The sequence below is a fragment of the Mesorhizobium sp. WSM1293 genome, assembly GCF_000513875.1.
GTDB lineage: Bacteria > Pseudomonadota > Alphaproteobacteria > Rhizobiales > Rhizobiaceae > Mesorhizobium > Mesorhizobium ciceri.
Window position 1 is genome coordinate 111,622 of the sequence record NZ_AZUV01000013.1, and the last position, 21,471, is coordinate 133,092.

Sequence of the window (21,471 nt, forward strand, 5' to 3'; positions counted from 1 at the left end):
GAGCGATCCTGCGGGTTTTTGTTATGGCCTCGATCAGGGCAAGATCCCCGTATGTTTGCCGGCGATGCTTAAGCCGTCAAAACCCAAGCCGGTAGATGAGATACCGGCGCATTTACCGCATGCAAGAGATCGGCTTGTTGACGCGTCGACATGGCATTGCTCAACAAAAAACCCGCGGGATCGCTCCCGCGGGTTGTTTCGGGCTGAAGCCTAGATCAGCCGTGCGCGAGCACGGCCAGCAGCAGGAGCGCGACGATGTTGGTGATCTTGATCGCCGGGTTGACGGCGGGGCCAGCGGTGTCCTTGTAGGGATCGCCGACCGTGTCACCGGTCACCGAAGCCTTGTGCGCCTCGGAACCCTTGAGATGCTTGACGCCGTCCTTGTCGACAAAGCCGTCTTCGAAGGACTTCTTGGCGTTGTCCCAGGCGCCGCCGCCAGAGGTCATCGAGATAGCGACGAACAGGCCGTTGACGATGACGCCGAGCAGCGAGGCACCCAGCGCTGCAAAGGCAGACGCCTTCGAGCCCGAGATGAGCAGCACGCCGAAATAGACGACGAGCGGCGCCAGCACCGGCAGCAGCGACGGGATGATCATTTCCCTGATTGCCGCCTTGGTCAGAAGGTCGACCGCGCGGGCGTAGTTCGGCTTCGAGGTGCCGGCCATGATGCCCGGATCCTCGCGGAACTGCTTGCGCACCTCCTCGACGATGGCGCCCGCCGCACGGCCGACGGCCGTCATGGCGATGCCGCCGAACAGATACGGGATCAGCCCGCCGAAGATCAGGCCGGCGACGACGTATGGGTTGGAGAGATCGAAGGAGATCTCGCCCATGCCCTGGAAGTAGGGATATTTGTCGCCATTGGCGGCGAAGAACTTCAGGTCGTTCGAGTACGCGGCAAACAGCACCAATGCGCCGAGACCAGCGGAGCCGATGGCGTAGCCCTTGGTCACCGCCTTGGTGGTGTTGCCGACCGCGTCGAGCGCGTCGGTGGAGTGGCGCACTTCCTTGGGCAGGCCGGCCATTTCGGCGATGCCGCCGGCATTGTCGGTGACCGGGCCGAAGGCATCGAGCGCAACGATCATGCCGGCAAGGCCGAGCATCGTCGTGACCGCGATCGCCGTACCGAAGAGGCCGGCAAGCTGATAGGTCGAGATGATGCCGCCGACGATGACGATCGCCGGCAGCGCCGTCGATTCCAGCGAGACCGCGAGGCCCTGGATGACGTTGGTGCCGTGACCGGTGACCGACGCCTGGGCGATGGAATTGACCGGGCGCTTGTTGGTGCCGGTGTAGTATTCGGTGATGACCACGATGAGACCGGTCACCACGAGGCCGATCAGGCCGCAGATGAACAGGTTCTTGCCGGTGATGACCATGCCGGCGACCGTGCCGACCTCACCCCAGCCGAGCGTCACCTGGGTGGCGACGCCGAGGCCGACGATGGACAGCAGGCCAGTGACGATCAGGCCCTTGTAGAGTGCGCCCATGATCGAGCCGTTGGAACCGAGCTTGACGAAGAAGGTGCCGACGATCGAGGTCAGGATGCAGGCGCCGCAGATGGCGAGCGGATAAAGCATGGCCGCACCCAACACGGCGGTGCCGCCAAAGAAGATGGCAGCCAGAACCATGGTGGCGACGACAGTCACCGCATAGGTTTCGAACAGGTCAGCGGCCATGCCGGCGCAGTCGCCGACATTGTCGCCGACATTGTCGGCGATCGTGGCCGGGTTGCGCGGATCGTCTTCGGGAATACCGGCTTCGACCTTGCCGACGAGATCGCCACCGACGTCGGCGCCTTTGGTGAAGATGCCGCCGCCGAGACGAGCGAAGATCGAGATCAGCGATGCGCCGAAGCCGAGCGAGACCAGCGAGTCGATGACGATGCGGTCATTGGGCTGGAGGCCCATGAAGTGGGTCAGGATGAGGTAGTAGATCGACACGCCGAGCAAGGCGAGGCCAGCAACCAGCATGCCGGTGATGGCGCCCGATTTGAACGCGATGTCGAGGCCGGCAGCGAGGCTGTTCGATGCGGCCTGCGCCGTGCGAACGTTGGCGCGAACGGAGACATGCATGCCGATGAAGCCGGCGGCGCCTGAAAGCACCGCTCCGATCAGGAAGCCGATCGCGGCGGTGATGGACAGCAACCACCAGGCGAGCACGAGGACGACGACGCCAACGATGGCGATGGTGGTGTACTGACGCGCCAGATAGGCTTGTGCGCCCTCGCGGATAGCCGCGGAGATTTCCTGCATGCGTGCATTGCCCTGATCGGCCGCAAGGACCGAACGTGTCGCCCAGATGGCGTAAAGGATTGAAAGCAGGCCGCAGGCGATGACGGCGGAAATAATTGTCATTGCCGGATTTTCCTCGATTGATGGCCCAAAAGAACCCCTCCCTGGGCCGTTGAGACAAAGACCGGATTCCGAGCACGGAATCCGCCTCTTCGCAGCGGTGTATGCGAAACAGGGCTGCGAACGTCAAGATATTGTTCGGTTTTTGCCCGGCTTTCGCCCAAATGGTTGGGACCAGGCGGCGGCTGCCGTCAGCACCCTGCGATTAGATCGATTGAAATTAGCCCTGACGCAGGACGCGGCTACTCTGCCTCCCGGCCCATCCGGCGCGCCGTGTAGCGCTCTATGGCCGACAGGCCGTCATAGATCAGCACGGCAAGGGCTGCCACGATCAGGCCGCCCTGGAGGATGAAGGCGAGATTGTTGGATAACAACCCGGCGATGATCACTTCGCCCAGCGTTTTGGCTGCCACGGTCGAACCGATGGTCGCGGTGGCAAGGCTGATCACCACCGACAGCCTGATGCCGCCGAGAATGATCGGGGCGCTGAGCGGCAGTTCGACCTTGGTGAGCCTTTGCCAACCGGTCATGCCGGCGCCGCGCGCCGCCTCGACGACATTGGCAGGTAGCGTCGTCAGGCCGGTCAGCGCGTTCTCGAAGATCGGCAGCAGACCGTAGAGAAACAGCGCGATCAGTGTCGGCTTCTCGCCGAAGCCGACGGCCGGCACAGCGAGTGCCAGCACCGCCACGGGCGGAAAGGTCTGGCCGATGTTGACCAGGCTGCGCGATAGCGGCAGGAATTCGGCGCCGGCGGGCCTGGTGACCAGGATGGCAAGCGCCACCGCAACGATGGTTGCTGCCACGGTGGCGATCAGAACCGTGCGCAAATGCAGCAATGTCAGCGTCAGCAGGCTGCCCTGGTTGTAGATCACCGGCGCATTGTTTTCGGTCAGCGGCTTCAGCAGCGGCACGAACCAGCCGGGATTGGTGACGAAGGCAACGAGCAGCATCACCAGGGCAAGTCTGAGCAGCGATGGAAGCCAGGCCTTCATGCGGGCCTCGCCGCGCGCTTCACCAGCCCGTCGACGGTGACGCGGCCAAGCGGCTTGCCATCGGCGCCTTTGACCGGCAGCGCCGGCCGGCCCGTCCACAACAATTCGGCCAGCGCGTCACGCTGGCTGGCGTCGCCGGGGATCGCCTCGCCTTCGGCGGAGCCCTTCTCCACGGCATCGCGGACCCGACCGAGCGACAGCAACCGGAACGGCCTTTCGCTGGCGCCGACCAGGGTCTCGACGAAGGCGCTTGCCGGCTTTGCCAGGATCTCGGCGGGCTTGGCGTATTGCACCAGCTTGCCGGCATCCATGACCGCGATCTTGTCGCCCATATGCACGGCCTCTTCCATGTCGTGGGTGACCAAAATGATGGTGGTGCCGAAGCGCTTCTGGATCGCCAGCAGATCTTCCTGCGCCTTGTTGCGGATGATCGGGTCGAGGGCGCCGAACGGTTCGTCCATCAACAGCACGTTGGGCTCGGCGGCGAGCGCGCGGGCAACGCCGACGCGCTGTTGCTGGCCGCCGGACAGTTCGTGCGGGTAGCGCGGCCCGAAGGCTTCGGGGTCAAGCTGATAGAGCGTCATCAGTTCGTCGACCCGGGCCTTGATGCGGTCCTTGTCCCAACCGAGCAGCACCGGCACGGTGGCAATGTTCTGCGCCACCGTACGATGCGGGAACAGGCCGTGACCCTGGATGGCGTAGCCGATGCTGCGGCGCAGCTCATAGCCAGGCAGCGAACGATTGTCGGCGCCGTCGAGCTTGATGACGCCCGAGGTCGGCTCGACCAGCCGGTTGATCATGCGCAGCAGCGTCGTCTTGCCGGAACCGGACGTGCCGACAATGACGGCGATGGTGCGCGGCTCGATGACCATCGACACGTCATCGACCACGGTCGTCGCGTCATAGCGCTTGGTAATGCCTTCGATCTCGATCATGCCGTTTCAACCCTGCGCCTGGTGGCGGTCATTTCGATCACCGCATCGAGGATGATGGCGGCGGCAAAGGCGAGCGCGACCGTTGGCACCGCGCCGAGCAGCACAAGGTCCATCGCCGTCTGGCCCACACCCTGGAAGACGAATACGCCGAAACCGCCGCCGCCGATCAGCGCGGCAATGGTGGCGAGGCCGATGTTCTGCACCAAGACGATGCGGATGCCGGTGAGGATGACGGGAAAAGCCAGCGGAAACTCGACGCCGAACAGGCGCTGGCGTTCGGTCATGCCCATGCCGCGTGCCGCGTCGTTGGCGGCGCGCGGCACGCCAGCGAGACCGACCACGGTGTTGGCCACCACCGGCAGCAGGGAATAAAGGAACAGCGCGACGAAGGCGGGGGCTGTGCCGATGCCGCGAATGCCGAGCGCGGCAGCCCCCGGCACATGCGTGGCCACCCAGCCGAGCGGCGCGATCAGCAGGCCGAACAGCGCGATCGAGGGAATGGTCTGGATGATGTTGAGCACGTTGAGAACCCCAGCGCGCAGACTTTCGACACGATGGCAGAGAATACCGAGCGGCAGGCCGACGACCACTGCCGCAAGCAGCGACCCTAGCGCCAGCGTCACATGCTTGGAGCCCTCCGCCCAGAAACTGTCGGCGCGGTTGAAATATTCCTTCAGGATCGACAGATTGTCCCAGCTTCCCGAAATCAACAGCAGCCCGATCGCCAAAGCCGAGACCGCAAGCACGCCAACCCGTGCCAATGGCGACAGGTCCAGCCGTGTCAGCACATCGGCGAGCAAAAGCGTGAAGGCAAAGATCAGAATCCAGAAACCGGAAGCCGGCGAAACTCTCGCAAAGGTGTTGCCCTCCGGCGTGAGGAATGTTCCGGCGACGCCGATCAGCAGCGCGAGCGCGGCAAGCGCCACCACGCTGGCGGCAAGGCGCAGCGCAAGCGGTGTCTTGAACAGCGCGATGAGTGTTGCGGCGACGATGATGACGAGCAGCAGCGTCCCGGTGGTTGCCGGCAGCGCCTCAAGAATTGAGCGCGCCTGGCCGGGGACGATGCGGTTGGCACGGAACGTGGCAAAGGGCGCGGCAAAAGCCGCGTAGGCTGATATAGCGGCGATGACCACGCCGAGCTTGTCGAAGCGGATGTTCACGCCCTCCCCCGTCAGTCGATCCGGCGCGCCACGAAAGCGGCGCGCCGGAATCGTCCTACTTCAGGAAGCCGTTCTTCTTCAAAAAGTCCTCGGCGACGCCCTTGACCGGCTCGCCGCCGACCTGCACGCGACCATTCAGCTCCTGCAGCGTGACGAGGTCGAGCTTGGCGAAGACCGGCTTCAGCAGCGTCTCGATCTCGGGATGTTGCTTCAGCACCGCTTCACGGATGATCGGCGCCGGCTGGTAGACCGGCTGCACGCCCTTGTCGTCGTTGAGCACGACGAGCCCGGACGGTGCGATGCCGCCATCGGTGCCGTAGACCATAGCCGCATTGGCGCCGTTGGTCTGGTTGGCAGCCGCGGCGATGGTTGCCGCGGTGTCGCCGCCTGAGAGAGTGATCAGTTGGTCCGGCTTCAGCGTGAAGCCATAGGTGGTCTGGAAGGCCGGCAGTGCAGCCGCCGAATTGACGAACTCGGCGGAAGCCGCCAGCACCACCTGACCGCCGCCCGCGACATATTTGCCGAAGTCGGTGAGTGTGGCGAGTTTGTTGGTCTCGGCGACTTCCTTGCGCAGCGCGATCGCCCAGGTGTTGTTTGCGGGCGACGGCGACAGCCAGACGATCTTGTTGGCGTCGTAGTCGAGCTTCTTGGCCGTTTCATAGGCCTTGGCGGCATCCTTCCAGACCGGGTCGTCGGCCTTCTCGAAGAAGAAGGCGGCGTTGCCGGTGTATTCGGGATAGATGTCGATCTCGCCGGCGGTGATCGCCTTGCGCACCACCGGCGTGCCGCCGAGCTGGATGCGGTCCGATGTCTTGATGTTGTTGGCGTTGAGGACGAGCTGGATGATGTTGCCGAGCACGCCGCCCTCGGTGTCGATCTTCGAAGAGACAACCACCTGGGCATTGGCGGAAGCCACCGTAATGCCGAGCGCCAATGCCGCGCCGGCCAGAAACTTGACTGAAAACATTGTGGAACCCCTAGCTATGAACCGAAACGCGATGACCGCATATGAGCATGGCTTCAACGGCCAGTCGGGGCACACGGTTTCATAACAAGGGGGATCAGCGCAATATTTTTGTTCGGAAGGCCGATTTTGAGGCGACGCTGGCGATCTGCTGCCATCTGGCGGATAATGCCATAGAGTGCGGGTGGCAAACACGGAGAGCGTGTCATGGCCATACACAAAGTCGGCTACCTCATCGGAAGTCTTGCCCGGGAATCCATCAACCGCAAGCTCGCGAAGGCGCTCGTTCAACTGGCTCCTCCGGAACTTGAAATGACGGAAATCGCCTTCAGGGATCTGCCTCTTTACAGCTACGATTATGATGCGGATTTCCCGCCGGTCGCCCGGGATTTCAAAAAGGCGATCGCGTCCGTTCAGGCCGTCCTGTTCGTTACCCCGGAGTACAACCGCTCGATCCCTGGCGGATTAAAGAACGCGATCGACTGGGCGAGCCGCCCCTATGGAAAGAATTCATTCGCGCGCAAACCGTCCGCCGTCATCGGAACATCGCCGGGCGCCATCGCAACCGCTGTCGCCCAACAAAGCCTGCGCAGCGTTCTGAGCTTCTGCAACTCACCCCAGATGAATGCGCCGGAAGCCTATATCCAGTTCACGCCGGGACTGATAACGGACGACGGCGAAGTGACGGTCGAATCCACCGAGGACTTCCTGCGCAACTACATGGCTGAGTTCCATATGTTCATAGCGAGGGTGCTTCAGGTGTTGCCGCCGGACGCGTAGGTTTGGTGTCAAGCCGGGCGCGCGCTCGTCACCTTCAGCGCGCCCAGCGCCACGAAGCACAGGACGGTGACCGGAAAGACTATCCAGTTCAGCATCTCCCAGCCCCAGGCGTTGTAGACCATGCCCGACATCAGTGAGGCGCAGGCGACGGAGCCGAACAGGACGAAGTCGTGGAAGCCTTGCACCCTGCCCTTTTCCGACGGCCGGTAGGTGGAGGCCACCATTGCGGTCGCGCCAATGAAGCCGAAGTTCCAACCAAGGCCCAGCAGGATCAGCGACGTCCAGAACTGCCACAGCGCCAGGCCCGACAGAGCGACAATGGCGCAGCCGATGAGCAGGATCAGGCCGGTGGTCACAATGCGTTCGGCGCCGAAGCGATGGATCAGCGAGCCGGTGAAGAAGCTTGGCGCAAACATCGCCATGACGTGCCAGGAGATGCCCAGCGTCGCGTCGGTCTCCGACAGTCCGCAGCCGACCATGGCCAGCGGTGCGCCCGTCATGACGAAGCTCATCAGCGCGTAGCTGCCGACCGCACAGAAAAGCGCGGCGACGAAACGCGGCTGCGTGACGATTTCAGCCAGTGGTCTGGCGTCGCTGTCGGCGATCTCCACCTTGCCGGATGCTTTCGCCGGCAGCCGCAGGAAGGACAGGATGATGGCGCCGACGGCGGCCAGCGGCAGGATGGACACGAACGAACCGGCAAACATGACCGGCGCCAGCGATTCGCGGGTGAAGATGACAATCTGCGGCCCGAGGATAGCGGTGACGATGCCGCCGGCCAGCACGAAGGAGATGGCGCGCGCCTTGAATTCCGGCGGTGCGTTGTCAGCGGCGGCGAAGCGGAACTGCTGGACGAAGGCGCCGCCGACACCGATCGTGAGCAAGCCAAAGGCAAACAGCCAGAAGCTCCCTTGAAAAAGCGCAAGCGTGGCGACGAGGCCGCCAAGCGCCGTGACGATCGTTCCGGTCATGAAGCCGCCGCGCTGGCCCATTCTGCGGATGATGGCCGCTGCGGGCAGCGCGCCGAGCGCCACGCCGATGTTGAAGCCGGTGATCGGCGCTGTCGCCAATGATTTGTCGGGGCCAAGCAGATATTGCCCGGCCAGCGCGCCCACGGAGATGGCGATGGGGGCCGCCGAGCCGATGATCGCCTGCGATGCGGCCAGGATCAGCGCCGTGCGGCGCGCCTCGCTGCCTGCCTCGACGGCGATTGCCGTCATGATGCGTCCTTGCCGCGCCCCTCGCCACGCACCCGGCGTGACACACGGTCGAGCACGGCATTGACCAGCTTCGGCTCGTCTTCCTCGTAGAAGGCCTTGGCGATGTCGACATATTCGGAGACTATGACGGCGACCGGGACATCCTCGCGCTTCATCAGTTCGTAGACGCCGGCGCGCAGGATGGCGCGCAGCGTCGAATCGAGCCGCGACAGCGGCCAGTCCTCGGTCAGCGCCTGGCGGATGATCGGATCGATGGTCTTCTGGTTCTCGACGACACCCGCCAGGATAGCGCGAAACCATTGCGCATCGGCCTCGCGATAGAGCGCGCCGTCGACTTCCTTGCCAAGGCGAAACGCCTCGTACTCGGCGGTGATCTCGAAGACACCGCTGCCGGCGACATCCATCTGATAGAGCGCCTGCACGGCGGCCAGACGGGCAGCGCCGCGCTTGTTGGCGTGGCGCATCGCGGGCTGCCCGGGCGAAGCGGGTTCGCTCACGATCGCGCTCCCAATTGTTCCTTGAGGGCAATCATGGTCAGCGCCGCACGCGCGGCAAAGCCGCCCTTGTCGCCTTCCGAGCGCTTGGCGCGAGTCCAGGCCTGGGCGTCATTCTCGGTGGTGAGGATGCCGTTGCCGATGCAGACCGAATCCTGCACGCTCAAATCCATGAGCGCGCGGCTGGATTCATTGGCGACAATGTCGAAATGGTAAGTGTCGCCGCGGACGACGGTGCCCAGCGCGACAAAGCCATCATAATGTGTGCCGCCTTCCGTCGCGCCGTCCAGTGCAAAGGTGATCACCGCGGGGATCTCCAGCGAACCTGGAACGGTGACGACGTCGTAAGTCGCGCCCGCTTCATCGAGCGCGCTTGTCGCGCCGTCGAGCAGCGCATCGGCAAGGTCGTCGTGAAAGCGCGCTTCGACAATGAGCAGATGCGCCTTCGCCTTCGGACGAATGAAGGCTTTGCCGTGTTGGGATGTACCAGCCATAAAAGTCTCCGGGGAGTTGCCGGTGACTTAGGCCGAAGCCGGGTTCATCGCAAGCGGAAGATTGCTGGATGGACTCCTGTCCTATCGATCCTCTCGCGTATGCCACAGGCGCAACACAGAAATTGTCGTGTTCTGTATCTCGTAACGAATTTCGTAGCTGCCCACCAAAATGCGACGCACTTCTCGTGGTTCGAACTCTTCCAGTCTCTCACCGATGCGCGGATATTCGACCAACCGTGCCGGCGCGGCAGTAAGCGACTGCACGGCACGTGCGGCCGCCGGGCCATTTGCTAGCACGAGAAAATCATGTAGCCGGACCAAGTCGGACAAAGCCTTGTTGGTCCATTTCAACTCCATCAACGAGGCACCGGCAGTGGCTTGTCGGTACCAAGACTCTCAGCCCACGCCTGCACGGCCTGGTGATCGATGACCCGTCCTGCGTCGACATCGGCCATTGCTTCAAGCGTGAGCCGTCGGCGCTCCTCCTCCAATTCCACCCACGCGGAAAGAGCTTGTTTGACGATCCAGCCGCGTGGGCGCTCAAGGCGGGCAGCCAGTTGATCTACCTTTTCAGCCAGCGGCAGCGGAACGTGAGCGGTGATTACTTTTGTATCCATCAGAGCCTCACAATCAGATCTAATCATAGCGATTAAAACTGATTAAGTCGAGGCCAGCAGCACTTAAAGCCCCTCTTTCGTCGCCTCGACCAGCCGCGCCGCATAACGCGCCATGGTGTCGATCTCGAGATTGACGCGGTCGCCGACCTTGCGCTCGCCCCAGGTGGTCACGGTCAGCGAATGGTGGATCAAAAGCACGTCGAAGCGCGCGCCTTCGACCTTGTTGACGGTGAGCGAGGTGCCGTCGAGCGCGACCGATCCCTTGGGCGCAATGAACTTCGCCAGGTCGCGCGGCGCCTCCAGCGTGAAGCGCACGGCATCGCCCTCATCCTTGCGCTCGATGATCTCGGCCATGCCGTCGACATGGCCCGAAACGATGTGGCCGCCGAGTTCGTCGCCGATCTTCAGCGCCCGCTCCAGATTGACTTTGGTGCCGGATTTCCAGCCCGAGGCCGTGGTCAGCCGCAAGGCTTCCTCCCATGCTTCAACCTCGAACCAGCGCGCATTCGAAACGCTGTCGGGCAAGGCCGTGACTGTCAGGCAGACGCCGCCGCAGGAGATCGAGGCGCCGATGGCGATGGTCTGCGGGTCATAGGCTGTGTCGATGCGCAGCCCCACCCCTTCCCTGAGCGGCTTGACGGACGCGACAGTGCCGACATCGGTGACAATTCCGGTAAACATCGGTGTTGATCCCTAGAGGTCTCTTATCCACTCGGCGTAGCTGTCTTCGCCAAAGCGCATCTCGCGCAGTTTGCGAAATCCTGCCGGGATATGGTCGGCGTCGATCGGCGATGCAATGCCGTCGTCGCCGATTGCATCCGGTCCCTGGAACAGCACGATGCGGTCGACCAGCCCGTCGGCCAGGAAAGCGCTCGCCACCTTGGCGCCGCCCTCGACCAGCACGCTGGCCATGCCGAGCGCGGCCAGATCCTCGAGTAGTTCCGGCAAGGCTACGCCGCCCTCGTGCGTCTCGGTGCCGATAAAGCGCACGCCGGCGCGTTCGAGTGCTGCGCGCCGCAGCGGATCGGCCTCCAGGCAAGCGGCGATATAGAGCGGCACGCGGTCGACGCCTGAAACCAGCTTCGAGGCCTCCGGCAACCTGATCTGGCGGTCGAGCACGATGCGGGCAGGCGAACGGTTCTCAAGCCCCGGCAAACGCACCGTCAGGGCCGGATCATCCTCAAGGGCGGTGCCGATACCAACCAGTATGGCGTCCGCCTCAGCCCGCATCAGATACACTTCTCGGCGCGCGATATCGCCGGTGATCGACACCTGCCCGTCACCTTCCCTGCCGATCTTGCCGTCGCTGGAAAGCGCAAGCTTGAGAATCACTTCCGGGCGTTTTCTCAACGATCGAATCAAATAGCCGGCCATCTGCTCGGCGGCTTCCGCCGCCAGCACCTTCTCGACCACCTCGGCACCGGCCGCGCGCAGGATCGCATAACCCTTGCCGGACACGCGCGAATCGGGATCGCTGGCGGCACCGACGACCCGCGCAACGCCGGCATTGACCAGCGCATTGGCGCAAGGCGGCGTGCGGCCGTGGTGGGCGCAAGGTTCCAGCGTGACGTAGGCGGTGGCGCCGCGCGCGAGGTCGCCGGCCTCGGCCAGGGCCTCGGTCTCGGCATGCGGACGGCCGCCGACAGCGGTGACGCCGGTGCCGACGATCATCGGACCATTGCCGTCATCGCGTACGATCAGCGTACCGACAGACGGGTTGGTCGCGGTGCGCCCGGCATTTTTTCGCGACAGTCTGAGTGCCGCCGCCATGAAGCGGCGATCAAGGGCGGCCTGTTCGCTTGCAGTCATGCTCAGCTGGCTTCCTCTTCACCCTTGACTTCGTCGCCCTTGAGCTCGCCCAGCAATTCATGGAAATCCTTGGCCTCGCGAAAATTGCGGTAGACCGAGGCGAAACGGACATAGGCGACATCGTCGAGCGACTTCAGCGCTTCCATGACCAGGCGGCCGACTTCTCCCGAAGCAACCTCCGTCTCGCCGGAACTTTCGAGCTGGCGCACGATGCCTGTCACCGCGCGGTCGATGCGTTCGGGATCGACATTGCGCTTGCGCACGGCGATCTCCACCGAGCGCAACAGCTTGTCGCGGTCGAAGGGCACTTTGCGGCCCGATTTCTTGACCACGACGAGGTCGCGCAACTGCACGCGTTCGAAGGTGGTGAAACGGCCGCCGCAATCGGGGCAGACGCGCCGCCTGCGGATCGCCGCGCCATCCTCGGCGGGGCGCGAATCCTTCACCTGCGTATCTTCCGACTGGCAATAGGGACAGCGCATGGAGAAGCCTTTGGTTGGCGAATCTGGTGAAGCGAAAGGCTTAGAGGTTTTTGCAGCGATGGCAAAGTGTCGCCAACAGCTCCCTCGCCCTTCAGAGATAGCGAGGCGCAAGCAGGATTGCCAGCCTCGCCAGCAGCCGCACAGCGTACCCATGTCTTCAGGGAGCAACGTCGGCGGTCGGAAACCCGCACGATGCGCCGAGACTACGATAGGCCTTGGTGAAGCCGTCCATGGATATGCTTCCAACCGGCGCATCGCCGAAGGAGACGTCAAGCACCGATGCCCGGCGCATGGCGCGCAGGAGCGCCAGGCTGGTCTTGGACTGGTTGTCGACGGTCCAGCTGAGCCGGCCGTTGACGGCGCCATCGGAATGGAGCTTGGCAGTGACGCGGCCCTTGTCGTCGCCGAAAGTGGCGGCAACCGACTTGCCGGCCGGCAAGGCCTTGTTGTCGACGGCGATCGTTACGGACGGGTAGGCATCCGGCGGCAGTGCATCGCCGTTCGTGATGATGAGCGTCAGAACGCCGCTCTCGCCGCCAGCGCCGATAAAGGCGGTCGAGGCCGCGCAGGTCTTGCGCAGATCCTCACCGGTGTCGACCTCGTCGACCAGGGTCGACCATCTGCCAAAGGTTTCGAGCTTGGGTGCCGTCTGGGCGGGCGCCGCGGGCTCGGGCTGAGGTGCGGGTTGCGCAGGAGCGGGTTGCGCGGGCGCGGCTTGAGCAGGGGCGGTTTGCGCCAAGGCGTTGCCGGCGAAAGGCCCGGCGATCAAAGCAGCCAGGGCGCCAACGGCGCCAAGGTCGGCGAAACGAAATGGTCGCATCATCAAGGCTCCTGCCGGTCGCCCCGGCCTGCTGAAACGACGCTCGTCGTTGCAGCAGGCGGCAAAACTTCCTATCGCGTCAGCCGAGATAGGGATAGAGCGGGAAGCGATCGGTCAGCGCCACGACCTTAGCCTTGACCGCTGCTTCGACGGCGGCATTGCCCTCGTCGGAATTGGCGACCTTGAGACCATCCAGCACTTCGGCGATCAGCTTGCCGATCTCTCGGAATTCGGCCTGGCCGAAGCCGCGCGTGGTGCCGGCCGGGGTGCCGAGACGCACGCCCGAGGTGACAAAAGGCTTTTCCGGGTCGAACGGAATACCGTTCTTGTTGCACGTGATGTTGGCGCGGCCCAGCGCCGCCTCGGCGCGCTTGCCGGTGGCGTTCTTCGGACGCAAATCGACCAGCATCAGATGGTTGTCTGTGCCGCCGGAGACGATGTCGAGACCGGTTTCCTTGAGGCTGGAGGCGAGCGCCTTGGCGTTGGCGGCGACGCTCTCGGCATAGACCTTGAAGCTTGGCTTCAGCGCTTCGCCGAAGGCAACCGCCTTGGCGGCGATGACATGCATAAGCGGGCCGCCCTGCAGGCCGGGGAACACCGCCGAATTCATCTTCTTGGCGATGTCCTCGTCATTGCACAGGATCATGCCGCCACGCGGGCCGCGCAGCGACTTGTGCGTCGTGGTCGTCACGACGTGGGCATGCGGCAGCGGCGACGGATGCACGCCGCCGGCGACCAGCCCGGCGATGTGCGCCATGTCGACCATCAGATAGGCGCCGACCGCGTCGGCGATCTCGCGAAAACGCTTCCAGTCCCAGACGCGGGAATAGGCGGTGCCGCCGGCCAGGATCAGCTTCGGCTTGGTTTCATGCGCGGTCTTCTCGATGGCATCCATGTCGAGCAGATGGTCGTCCTGGCGCACGCCATAGGAGACGACCTTGAACCATTTACCGCTCATGTTGACCGGCGAACCGTGGGTCAGATGGCCGCCGGAATTGAGGTCGAGGCCCATGAACGTGTCGCCCGGCTGCAAGAGCGCCAGGAAGACGGCCTGGTTCATCTGGCTGCCGGAATTCGGCTGGACATTGGCGAAGTTGCAGCCGAACAGCTTCTTGGCGCGCTCGATGGCCAGTTCCTCGGCCACGTCGACAAACTGGCAGCCGCCGTAGTAGCGCTTGCCCGGATAGCCCTCGGCATATTTGTTGGTCATGATCGAGCCCTGCGCCTCAAGCACCGCGCGGGAAACAATGTTTTCCGAGGCGATCAGCTCGATCTCGTGGCGCTGGCGGCCGAGTTCGTTGCGGATGGCGCCGAAAATCTCCGGATCGGCGTCGGCCAGCGTGGTTTCGAAGAAGGATTCGAATTTGTTCGACACTGCCGCTGCTGTTGCCATGGCCTGAAATCCTCGGGGTTCGGGGGCAATTTTGTTTATGCATGTCGTTGCTCAAACCGCTGTACACTTTTGGGCAACCTGCACGCGGCGCCATTAACACAGTTGTTTTCGCCCCGCCACGTTTGCCACGCGAAATTTGCTGGCCGGATTGCGCCAGCCAGGCCCGCGCGTCGTTATTTCCTCGCCTTCCGGCCCCTCAGCAATGCCTCGGTGAGCGTGATCTCGGTAAACAGCGCCTGCGACGTATGGTCGTTGATCTCGCCGCTGCGAAACATGGCGCGCACGGCTTCGCGCTCGGCTTCGATGCCCGCAAATCTCAATTCGAGCTCCAGCCTTCCGGCTTCGCGCGCCTCGGCGCGGGCCTCATCGGCTTCGTCCGAGGCGGCGATGCGGCGCCGGTACCCGGCGACGATGCTGTCGGCGGCGGCAAGCCTGGCGCCGGGCACCTCGCCTCCCTCATCATCTGCGGCTCCGGCGATGCTCTCGATGCGCGCGATTGCCGCCTTGGCGGCGCCGACACGCGCCAGCCGCTCCTCGGCGGCGCCGGCATCCTCACCGGGCTCGACCAGCCCCTTGGCGATCGTCGGCAGAGCGAGACTGGCGAAGACCAGCGAACAGATGATGACGCCGGCGGCCAGGAAAATGACCAGATCGCGCGCCGGAAACGGCGAACCGTCCGGCATGGCGAGCGGCAGCGACAATATGCCGGCCAGCGTGATGGCGCCGCGCACGCCGGCCACCGAACCGGCGAGCCGCACGCGCAACCCGAACGGCTCCACCTTGCGCTTGCCGAGACGTGCGGCGATGCCGGCTGCGAGATCGCCTACCCATATCCACAGGAAGCGCAACGCGATCAGGCACAGCGTCAGCGCCACGACGGTCGCGATCGGCTGGATGATCGGGTGCAGGCTCATGAGTTCCGGCGGCACATGGCGGATGATGTCGGGAAGCTGCAGGCCGAGCACGATGAAGAGAGCACCGTTGAAAACGAAGGAAAGCGTCGTCCACAGCGACATCGTCTGCATGCGGGCCGAGACGCCGAGGAAGCGAAACACGCCGGAGCCGCCGGTGAGCAGGCCGGCGGTAACAGCCGCCAGAATACCGGACGCTCCGACATGCTCGGCGCCGAGATAGGCGATGAAGGGCAGCAGAACCATCACCAGCACCTGCGCTTCGGCCGGCACGCCGCCGATCCGGTTGAGCAATTGCAGCAGCTTGGCGGCAACGAACAGCGCCGCGACGCCGATCAGGATGCCGATCGCCACGGCATAGAGAAAACTGAGCGAAGCCGCGGCAAGGGAAAAGCTGCCGGTCAGCACTGCTGCGACGGCGAAGCGGAACATGACGAGGCCTGAAGCGTCGTTGAGCAGCGACTCGCCTTCGAGAATGTGCATCAACCGCGCCGGGACGACATTCCTGTCGACGATCGAGGACACGGCCACCGCGTCGGTCGGCGACAGCACCGCGGCAAGCGCAAAAGCGACCACCAGAGGGATGCTCGGCACCAGCCAATGCAAGGCATAGCCGAAGCCGACAATGGTGAAGAAGACCAGCCCTATGGCCAGATCCAGGATCGGTCCGCGCAGCGCCATCAGTTCACGCTTCGGTGCGCCATAGGCATCGCCGAACAGCAGCGGCGGAATGAACACCAGCAGGAACAGTTCCGGATTGATCTCGACATGGATGCCGCGCACCGGCCAGGCGAGCGCGGCACCGATCGCAATCTGCAGCACCGGCAACGGCACCCGCACCAGACGAACCAGCGCGCCGGAAAGCGCCACGAAGACGAGCACGACCAGAATGAAGACAGCGACTTCCATGGTCCGGTTCCAGGCTTTCCCGCCGACCATGCGCAAAGCCGGCCGATCCGTCCAGCCGCCCTCCCGTGAAAAACGCCGCGGCACCCAATCAATGAAAAAAGGCCGCCCTGAGAGGCGGCCTTTTTAAATAGAAATCAAATACTTAAAGCGCGGACGTGATCTGCAGCTCGTTGTTGCCATCAAGCGCGTAGACGTCGTCGCGGAACTGCACCACGCCCGGACCGGTCGACCATGCCGAGAGATAGAGGAAGTGGACCGGCACCGGATTGGTGACCTGGATCGGCGTGTTTTCACCGGTCTTGATCGCCGCCTCGAAATGCTGGCGGTCCCAGCCGGGCGTGTCGCGCAGGATCCAGGTGACGAGGTCGCGCACATTCTGCACGCGCACGCAGCCCGAGGAATCGAAACGCAACATCTTGCCGAACAGGCTCTGCTGCGGCGTGTCGTGCATGTAGACGCCGTCAGGGCTCGGGAAATTGATCTTCACCGAAGCCATGGCGTTTTCCGAGCCGGGATCCTGGCGGAACCGGTACTTGGCGGCGTCGTCGGTCGACCAGTCGACATTCATCGGATCGACTTCGCTGCCATCGGGCGCGAACAGGCGGATGTGGCTGTTCTTGAGATAATCGGGATTTTTCCGCATCAGCGGAATGATGTCCTTGCGCACGATCGAGACCGGCGCGTTCCAGTATGGATTGACGATGATCTCGGTGATCTTGGAATTGACGATCGGCGTCTGGCGATCAATCTTGCCGACGATCGCGGTGTGGCGAAGCACGACGCGGTCGTTCTCAACCGCTTCGACCTGGGCTGCCGGAATGTCGACCAGCACGTAGCGGCTGCCCAGCGTGCCGGCCTTCTCGCGCAGCCGCTGCAGATTGGTCTGCAACTGGCCAAGCCGGATCTGCGCCGAAACGTTCATCGCCGCATAGGTGTATTTGCCCATCGAGCCATCAGCCGGCAGGCCGTGACGCAGTTGGAAGCGCTTGACTGCCGAGTCGACATAGGAATCGAAAGCCGTCGAAATGCCGGCGCTCTGCGACAGGTCGCCCGCGACCATCAGGCGCTTGCGCAATGGCACCACATCGGGATCATCGACGCCAAGCTGCAGCTTCTTGGTCGCGGGAACATCGACCCAGCCACCCTGCCCGACAATGTTCTGGTACTGCGCGACCGCCTGTTCCGTGAAGGCAACGGTCTGCGGGCTGAAGATCGGCAGCGTCGAGGCCACCTTGCCACCCTCGCTGGCGCGGGCGTCGAACTGGTCGTCCCAATTGCCGCGCGCCGAGGATTTCAGGATATCACCGATCACATCCTGCGCATTGGCGCCGCCAGCGACCACCGCGGCTGCGAGCGCGGAGGCTCCGGACAGGAAAAAACGACGGCTGGTTTTCATGGACGTTCCAGACATTGGTAGCAGTTCGATCACTTGCTGCGTTGATCACCGGGCGATCTCGCCCGCACTCTAAAATTGGCAATCTTAACAATTAGCCAACCATGGTCCGTATCAGCTTGGTGTGACAATGCACAGGCGCGATACGGGCTGCGGGTGAACGCATGGTCTTCACCACAGCATCACTGCCACTCTCGGTTCCATTGGAATATGGCGGCAACGTGGCCTAGCGGCCAAATCCGACCGGCCAGTATTCCGAAAAGAACGGACCGTGCTTTTTGGGTATCGATCGGTGATCGGCCGCCCAGTATAACGACCAGCCAAATCAAAGAAAGGCCGATGCCTCTCGGCACCGGCCCTGACTGAAGGTCGATATTTCGGCCGCGCTTCTGTGGCGCGGGCCGGATCCGATGCGGCGGATGTCTTACATCCGGTAAGCGATGGTGTCGTTCCAGAAGCGGTCGAGCCGCTGCAGAGCGCGGTTCATCTGCTTGAACTCGTCGGTGTTGATGCCGCCGACCTGTTCGATCGAGCCGACATGACGCTCATAGAGGCCGGCGACGACCTCCGCCACCTCATTGCCCTTGGGCGTCAGCGAGACACGGACCGAACGGCGGTCGATGCGCGAGCGCTGATGGTTGATGAAGCCGAGATCGACCAGCTTCTTCAGATTGTATGAGACGTTCGAGCCGAGATAGTAGCCACGCGAGCGCAGCTCGCCCGCGGTCAGTTCGGAATTGCCGATGTTGAACAGCAGCAGTGCCTGGATGGCATTGATGTCGGAACGGCCGTTGCGGTCGAATTCGTCCTTGATCACATCAAGCAGGCGGCGGTGCAGCCGCTCAACAAGCTGCAGCGATTCCATGTACAGGGAACGGATAGCCTCACGGCGATCGTCGGATACGTTGGCGGTCTTCGCCGCCGGACGCGAATTGATCATTGTCTTTGCCTCTCGTTTGTCGCCCTGGTGATTTTTTGTTTTTCACCTTGATCGCGACACTATCGAATACTCATAAAATTCGACTTAAACGCTAGGGCTAACAAGAGCTTACCGGTAAGAGGTTTCGGAAGAGGCTTAACGAACGGTCACCCGAGCAAGAATAATTAACCTAAAGATTTCGGCAACGATTGCAGGGCTCATTCGAGGCGACAGCCGGGCCGCCAATGGGTTCAACGGCTTAGTGGCGGACCGGGCGCTTCTGCAGGTAGATGACGACGCGAAAGACGATATAGAGCACCGCCACCGCCGCATGCGAGACGACAATCAGCAAGCGGTGGCCGAACAACTCGGGAAAGCCGGCGTACATGACCGTCTCGGTCACCGCGCAAATGAACCATATCACCGGGCCCCAGGACGCCAGCATCCACAGGCCGGCAGCGGCAAAGGGAAAGAACACGGCGAGCACCACCGCCGCGACCTGCCAGTGCACGGGCATCAGGTCGAAACGCCACAGTGTGCCCGGATAAAAGCCGATCAGCTTGATCCAGTAGAGAATGCCGAACAGCAGGCAGTAGCCCGATATGACGCGCTGGAACCAGGCGAAGATCACCTCCACCCCGGAGGGCTGCAGAACGATGCGCCTTGAGGTCACCTCGCTCATATCAGGAGTTCCCGTTCGCCGAGCGGAGCGAAATAGGCATCGACATCCGCTTCGCTGACCGCAGCGAGGCTTGCCGGCCGCCATTGCGGCTTCGAGCCCTTGTCGATGATGGCAGCGCGGATGCCTTCGTAGAAATCATGGCCGGCGAGCATCCGGTTGAGGATGCGGAACTCCATCTTCATGCAGGCTTCCATGGACAGCGTCAGTCCGGCGCTGATCTGCCGCCAGGCGACGCGCAGGCTGGTCGGCGAGCGGGTGCGGATCGTCGCCAGCGTCTTTGCCGCGAACTCATCGGCGGCGGCCGCACGCTCGAGGCTGTCGATGACGCGGTTCAGGGACGGTTGCGAAAAATGACGGACAATCGCCTCCAGCGTCGGCCTGTCGGTTTCTCGCCTTGCCTGCACGAAGAAGCCGCGCAGCACCGATTCCGGATCGCCGGTCAACGCCAGCCGGTCGAGGAAGCCAGCCTGGTCCTCGGCCTTGATGGTATGGGTGGCCAGCCCAGACCACAGCGCATCGCCATATCGAATGCGATTGCCGGTCAGCGCCAGATACATGCCGAAGGAGCCGCCGAGATCGGGCAGCAGGTGGCTGGCGCCAACATCCGGAAAGAAGCCGATGCCGACTTCCGGCATGGCAAACTGGGCATTCTCGGTCATCACCCGGTGCGAGCCGTGGAAGGAGATGCCGACGCCGCCACCCATGACGATACCGTCGATCAGGGCGACATAGGGCTTCTTGTAGCTGTTGATGCGGGCGTTGAGCCGGTATTCGTCGGCGAAGAACTCGACCGGCGGTTTTCCCGCCCGGCCTGTCTCATAGACATGCAGGATATCGCCGCCGGCCGAAAAGGCCCTGCCCTCTGCCTTGACGACGATGACGTCGATGCCCTGGTCGGCCTCCCAGGCGGAAAGAGCGGCATCGAGCGCCCCGATCATGCGGTGCGTCAAGGCATTGAGCGCCTGCGGCCGCGTCAAGGTGACGACGCCGGCCCGGCCCAGATGTTCGAAGCGGATCTCGTCGCCTCCGCCAAAATCCATCGTGAAAGAATCCCTCTCCCGGCCGCCGGGACTGAAGTGCTAAAGCGTGGCGCATGGGTGCGTCAATGGCGAGGACACCGGTGCAAGCTCTGGCCCGGACCAGGAGCCCAGTGCTAAAAATGGAGCTGCAATACGGAAAACTGGGTAGAGTTCATTGCAGCGTACCTGGTGGGTCTTCGAACGGGACGATTGTTTATGACTCGATTTTCGCACCTTGCGCCGGTGGCAATCGGGCTGAGCCTCTGCTTGGCTGTTCACCCGGTCATGGCGGGGACTTTGGAAGACCTCTACAGCTCGCAGACCATCGTCAACGGCAAGTACGAGAAGAACCGCCAGTCCGGCTTCAAGCGCTGCCTCGACGCGGTTCTGGTGCGGGTTTCCGGCGATCAGCGCCTGCCGGCGAAACCTGAAATGACGGCATTGCGCGACAAAGCCGGCACCTTCGTCGCCAGTTTCCACTATCGCGACCGCATGGAAGGCATTCCCAACCATGACGACCAGGGCACGTACGATCGGCCTCATAATCTCTACTGCCAGTACAAGCCTGCTGACATCGACCCGGTGTTGGCTTCGCTCGGCAGCAGGCCGTGGCTGACCGAGCGGCCACGGCTGGTGGTGTTTTTGGCGACCGAGCGCGGAACAACGCATTACGCGCTCGATGCCGAGGACGACCGTGGCATGCTGATGCGCGAATCGTTCGGCAATGCCGCCGTACCGCTGGCCATGCAGGTGACTTTTCCCACGGTGGCGCAGCTGTCGCAGGCCGGATTGGACGATCAGGCGCTTCGCAATGCCGAGATGACGAAGCTCGACACACTGGCGAAGAGGGCCGGCGCCGACCAGGCGCTTTACGGCAGCCTCGTCTGGAGCGACAAGGAACTGGGCTGGATCGCCGACTGGCGGCTGGCCATGGCCGGCAAGACCTACATCTGGCAGGTGCGCGGTGTCGGCTTCGACGAGGCTTTCCGTGTCGCCATCAGGGGCGCGGCACAGATTCTGTCAGGCAATGGGCAACCCGAATAGGCCTCGACCGCGTTGCTGGCACAATCGTGCCGCATTGGTCAGCGGCGGGAGCTCGTGGTAAAAGCCTGCCCGAACGAGAG

Annotated in this window: 22 protein-coding genes; 2 read left to right on the forward strand and 20 right to left on the reverse strand. The window is 63.3% G+C overall.

Annotated features, from left to right (window positions below):
* Positions 1-215 precede the first annotated feature (215 nt).
* The 5 genes from M729_RS0118065 to M729_RS0118085 form a co-directional block, all read right to left on the reverse strand.
* A complete protein-coding gene (locus M729_RS0118065) occupies positions 216-2,357 on the reverse strand; it encodes a sodium-translocating pyrophosphatase (protein ID WP_013532237.1) in 2,142 nt (713 codons plus the stop codon).
* Between the two features lie 239 nt (positions 2,358-2,596).
* Positions 2,597-3,346, reverse strand: a complete 750-nt coding sequence (locus M729_RS0118070) for an ABC transporter permease (protein ID WP_013532238.1) — start codon at positions 3,344-3,346, stop codon at positions 2,597-2,599.
* Entirely contained in the window at positions 3,343-4,281 is a 939-nt protein-coding gene (locus M729_RS0118075) for an ABC transporter ATP-binding protein (RefSeq protein ID WP_027162419.1), read from the reverse strand. Before M729_RS0118075 ends, M729_RS0118070 begins: the two co-directional genes overlap by 4 nt.
* Positions 4,278-5,441 carry an ABC transporter permease gene (locus M729_RS0118080; RefSeq protein ID WP_027162420.1) on the reverse strand — a complete coding sequence of 388 codons (1,164 nt, stop codon included), beginning with the start codon at positions 5,439-5,441 and terminating at the stop codon, positions 4,278-4,280. The genes M729_RS0118075 and M729_RS0118080 overlap by 4 nt, the downstream gene beginning before the upstream one ends.
* Positions 5,442-5,496: 55 nt before the next feature.
* Positions 5,497-6,408 (reverse strand): ABC transporter substrate-binding protein, encoded by a 912-nt coding sequence (locus tag M729_RS0118085; RefSeq protein ID WP_027162421.1) that lies wholly within the window; start codon positions 6,406-6,408, stop codon positions 5,497-5,499.
* Positions 6,409-6,612: 204 nt separating this feature from the next.
* Here M729_RS0118085 and M729_RS0118090 point away from each other — a divergent pair, with 204 nt between their 5' ends.
* Positions 6,613-7,185 carry an NADPH-dependent FMN reductase gene (locus M729_RS0118090; RefSeq protein WP_013532242.1) on the forward strand — a complete coding sequence of 191 codons (573 nt, stop codon included), beginning with the start codon at positions 6,613-6,615 and terminating at the stop codon, positions 7,183-7,185.
* Between the two features lie 8 nt (positions 7,186-7,193).
* Here M729_RS0118090 and M729_RS0118095 read toward each other — a convergent pair whose 3' ends face one another.
* The 15 genes from M729_RS0118095 to M729_RS0118165 form a co-directional block, all read right to left on the reverse strand.
* Complete coding sequence (locus M729_RS0118095; RefSeq protein ID WP_027162422.1) at positions 7,194-8,405, reverse strand: MFS transporter; 1,212 nt, start codon at positions 8,403-8,405, stop codon at positions 7,194-7,196.
* Positions 8,402-8,902, reverse strand: a complete 501-nt coding sequence (gene nusB / locus M729_RS0118100; protein ID WP_013532244.1) for a transcription antitermination factor NusB — start codon at positions 8,900-8,902, stop codon at positions 8,402-8,404. The genes M729_RS0118095 and nusB overlap by 4 nt, the downstream gene beginning before the upstream one ends.
* Positions 8,899-9,393 (reverse strand): 6,7-dimethyl-8-ribityllumazine synthase, encoded by a 495-nt coding sequence (gene ribH / locus M729_RS0118105; RefSeq protein WP_013532245.1) that lies wholly within the window; start codon positions 9,391-9,393, stop codon positions 8,899-8,901. Before ribH ends, nusB begins: the two co-directional genes overlap by 4 nt.
* A gap of 81 nt (positions 9,394-9,474) precedes the next feature.
* Entirely contained in the window at positions 9,475-9,750 is a 276-nt protein-coding gene (locus tag M729_RS0118110; protein WP_013532246.1) for a type II toxin-antitoxin system RelE/ParE family toxin, read from the reverse strand.
* On the reverse strand, positions 9,750-10,010 hold the full coding sequence (locus M729_RS0118115; RefSeq protein ID WP_027162423.1) for a ribbon-helix-helix domain-containing protein: 261 nt from the start codon (positions 10,008-10,010) through the stop codon (positions 9,750-9,752). Before M729_RS0118115 ends, M729_RS0118110 begins: the two co-directional genes overlap by 1 nt.
* A gap of 63 nt (positions 10,011-10,073) precedes the next feature.
* The gene (locus M729_RS0118120; protein WP_013532248.1) at positions 10,074-10,691 is read right to left on the reverse strand and encodes a riboflavin synthase; all 618 of its coding nucleotides are present in this window, start codon (positions 10,689-10,691) and stop codon (positions 10,074-10,076) included.
* A gap of 12 nt (positions 10,692-10,703) precedes the next feature.
* Entirely contained in the window at positions 10,704-11,819 is a 1,116-nt protein-coding gene (gene ribD / locus M729_RS0118125; RefSeq protein ID WP_027162424.1) for a bifunctional diaminohydroxyphosphoribosylaminopyrimidine deaminase/5-amino-6-(5-phosphoribosylamino)uracil reductase RibD, read from the reverse strand.
* A 2-nt stretch (positions 11,820-11,821) separates the two neighbouring features.
* A complete protein-coding gene (nrdR, locus tag M729_RS0118130) occupies positions 11,822-12,301 on the reverse strand; it encodes a transcriptional regulator NrdR (RefSeq protein ID WP_013532250.1) in 480 nt (159 codons plus the stop codon).
* Between the two features lie 157 nt (positions 12,302-12,458).
* Positions 12,459-13,124: a hypothetical protein gene (locus M729_RS0118135; RefSeq protein ID WP_027162425.1), complete on the reverse strand. Its 666-nt coding sequence runs from the start codon at positions 13,122-13,124 to the stop codon at positions 12,459-12,461.
* 76 nt (positions 13,125-13,200) lie between these two features.
* Complete coding sequence (gene glyA, locus M729_RS0118140) at positions 13,201-14,514, reverse strand: serine hydroxymethyltransferase (protein ID WP_013532252.1); 1,314 nt, start codon at positions 14,512-14,514, stop codon at positions 13,201-13,203.
* Positions 14,515-14,687: 173 nt separating this feature from the next.
* Positions 14,688-16,334, reverse strand: a complete 1,647-nt coding sequence (locus tag M729_RS0118145; RefSeq protein ID WP_027162426.1) for a Na+/H+ antiporter — start codon at positions 16,332-16,334, stop codon at positions 14,688-14,690.
* A gap of 142 nt (positions 16,335-16,476) precedes the next feature.
* A complete protein-coding gene (locus M729_RS0118150; RefSeq protein WP_027162427.1) occupies positions 16,477-17,730 on the reverse strand; it encodes a L,D-transpeptidase family protein in 1,254 nt (417 codons plus the stop codon).
* A gap of 421 nt (positions 17,731-18,151) precedes the next feature.
* Entirely contained in the window at positions 18,152-18,667 is a 516-nt protein-coding gene (locus M729_RS0118155; RefSeq protein WP_008875359.1) for a winged helix DNA-binding protein, read from the reverse strand.
* 238 nt (positions 18,668-18,905) lie between these two features.
* Entirely contained in the window at positions 18,906-19,328 is a 423-nt protein-coding gene (locus M729_RS0118160; protein ID WP_013532255.1) for a DUF6163 family protein, read from the reverse strand.
* A complete protein-coding gene (locus tag M729_RS0118165; protein ID WP_013532256.1) occupies positions 19,325-20,368 on the reverse strand; it encodes an enoyl-CoA hydratase/isomerase family protein in 1,044 nt (347 codons plus the stop codon). The genes M729_RS0118160 and M729_RS0118165 overlap by 4 nt, the downstream gene beginning before the upstream one ends.
* A 195-nt stretch (positions 20,369-20,563) precedes the next feature.
* On the opposite strand from M729_RS0118165, the gene M729_RS0118170 reads away from it, so the two are divergent.
* Positions 20,564-21,391, forward strand: coding sequence for a DUF2066 domain-containing protein (locus M729_RS0118170; protein ID WP_027162428.1), 828 nt, complete (start codon positions 20,564-20,566; stop codon positions 21,389-21,391).
* Positions 21,392-21,471: the final 80 nt, after the last annotated feature.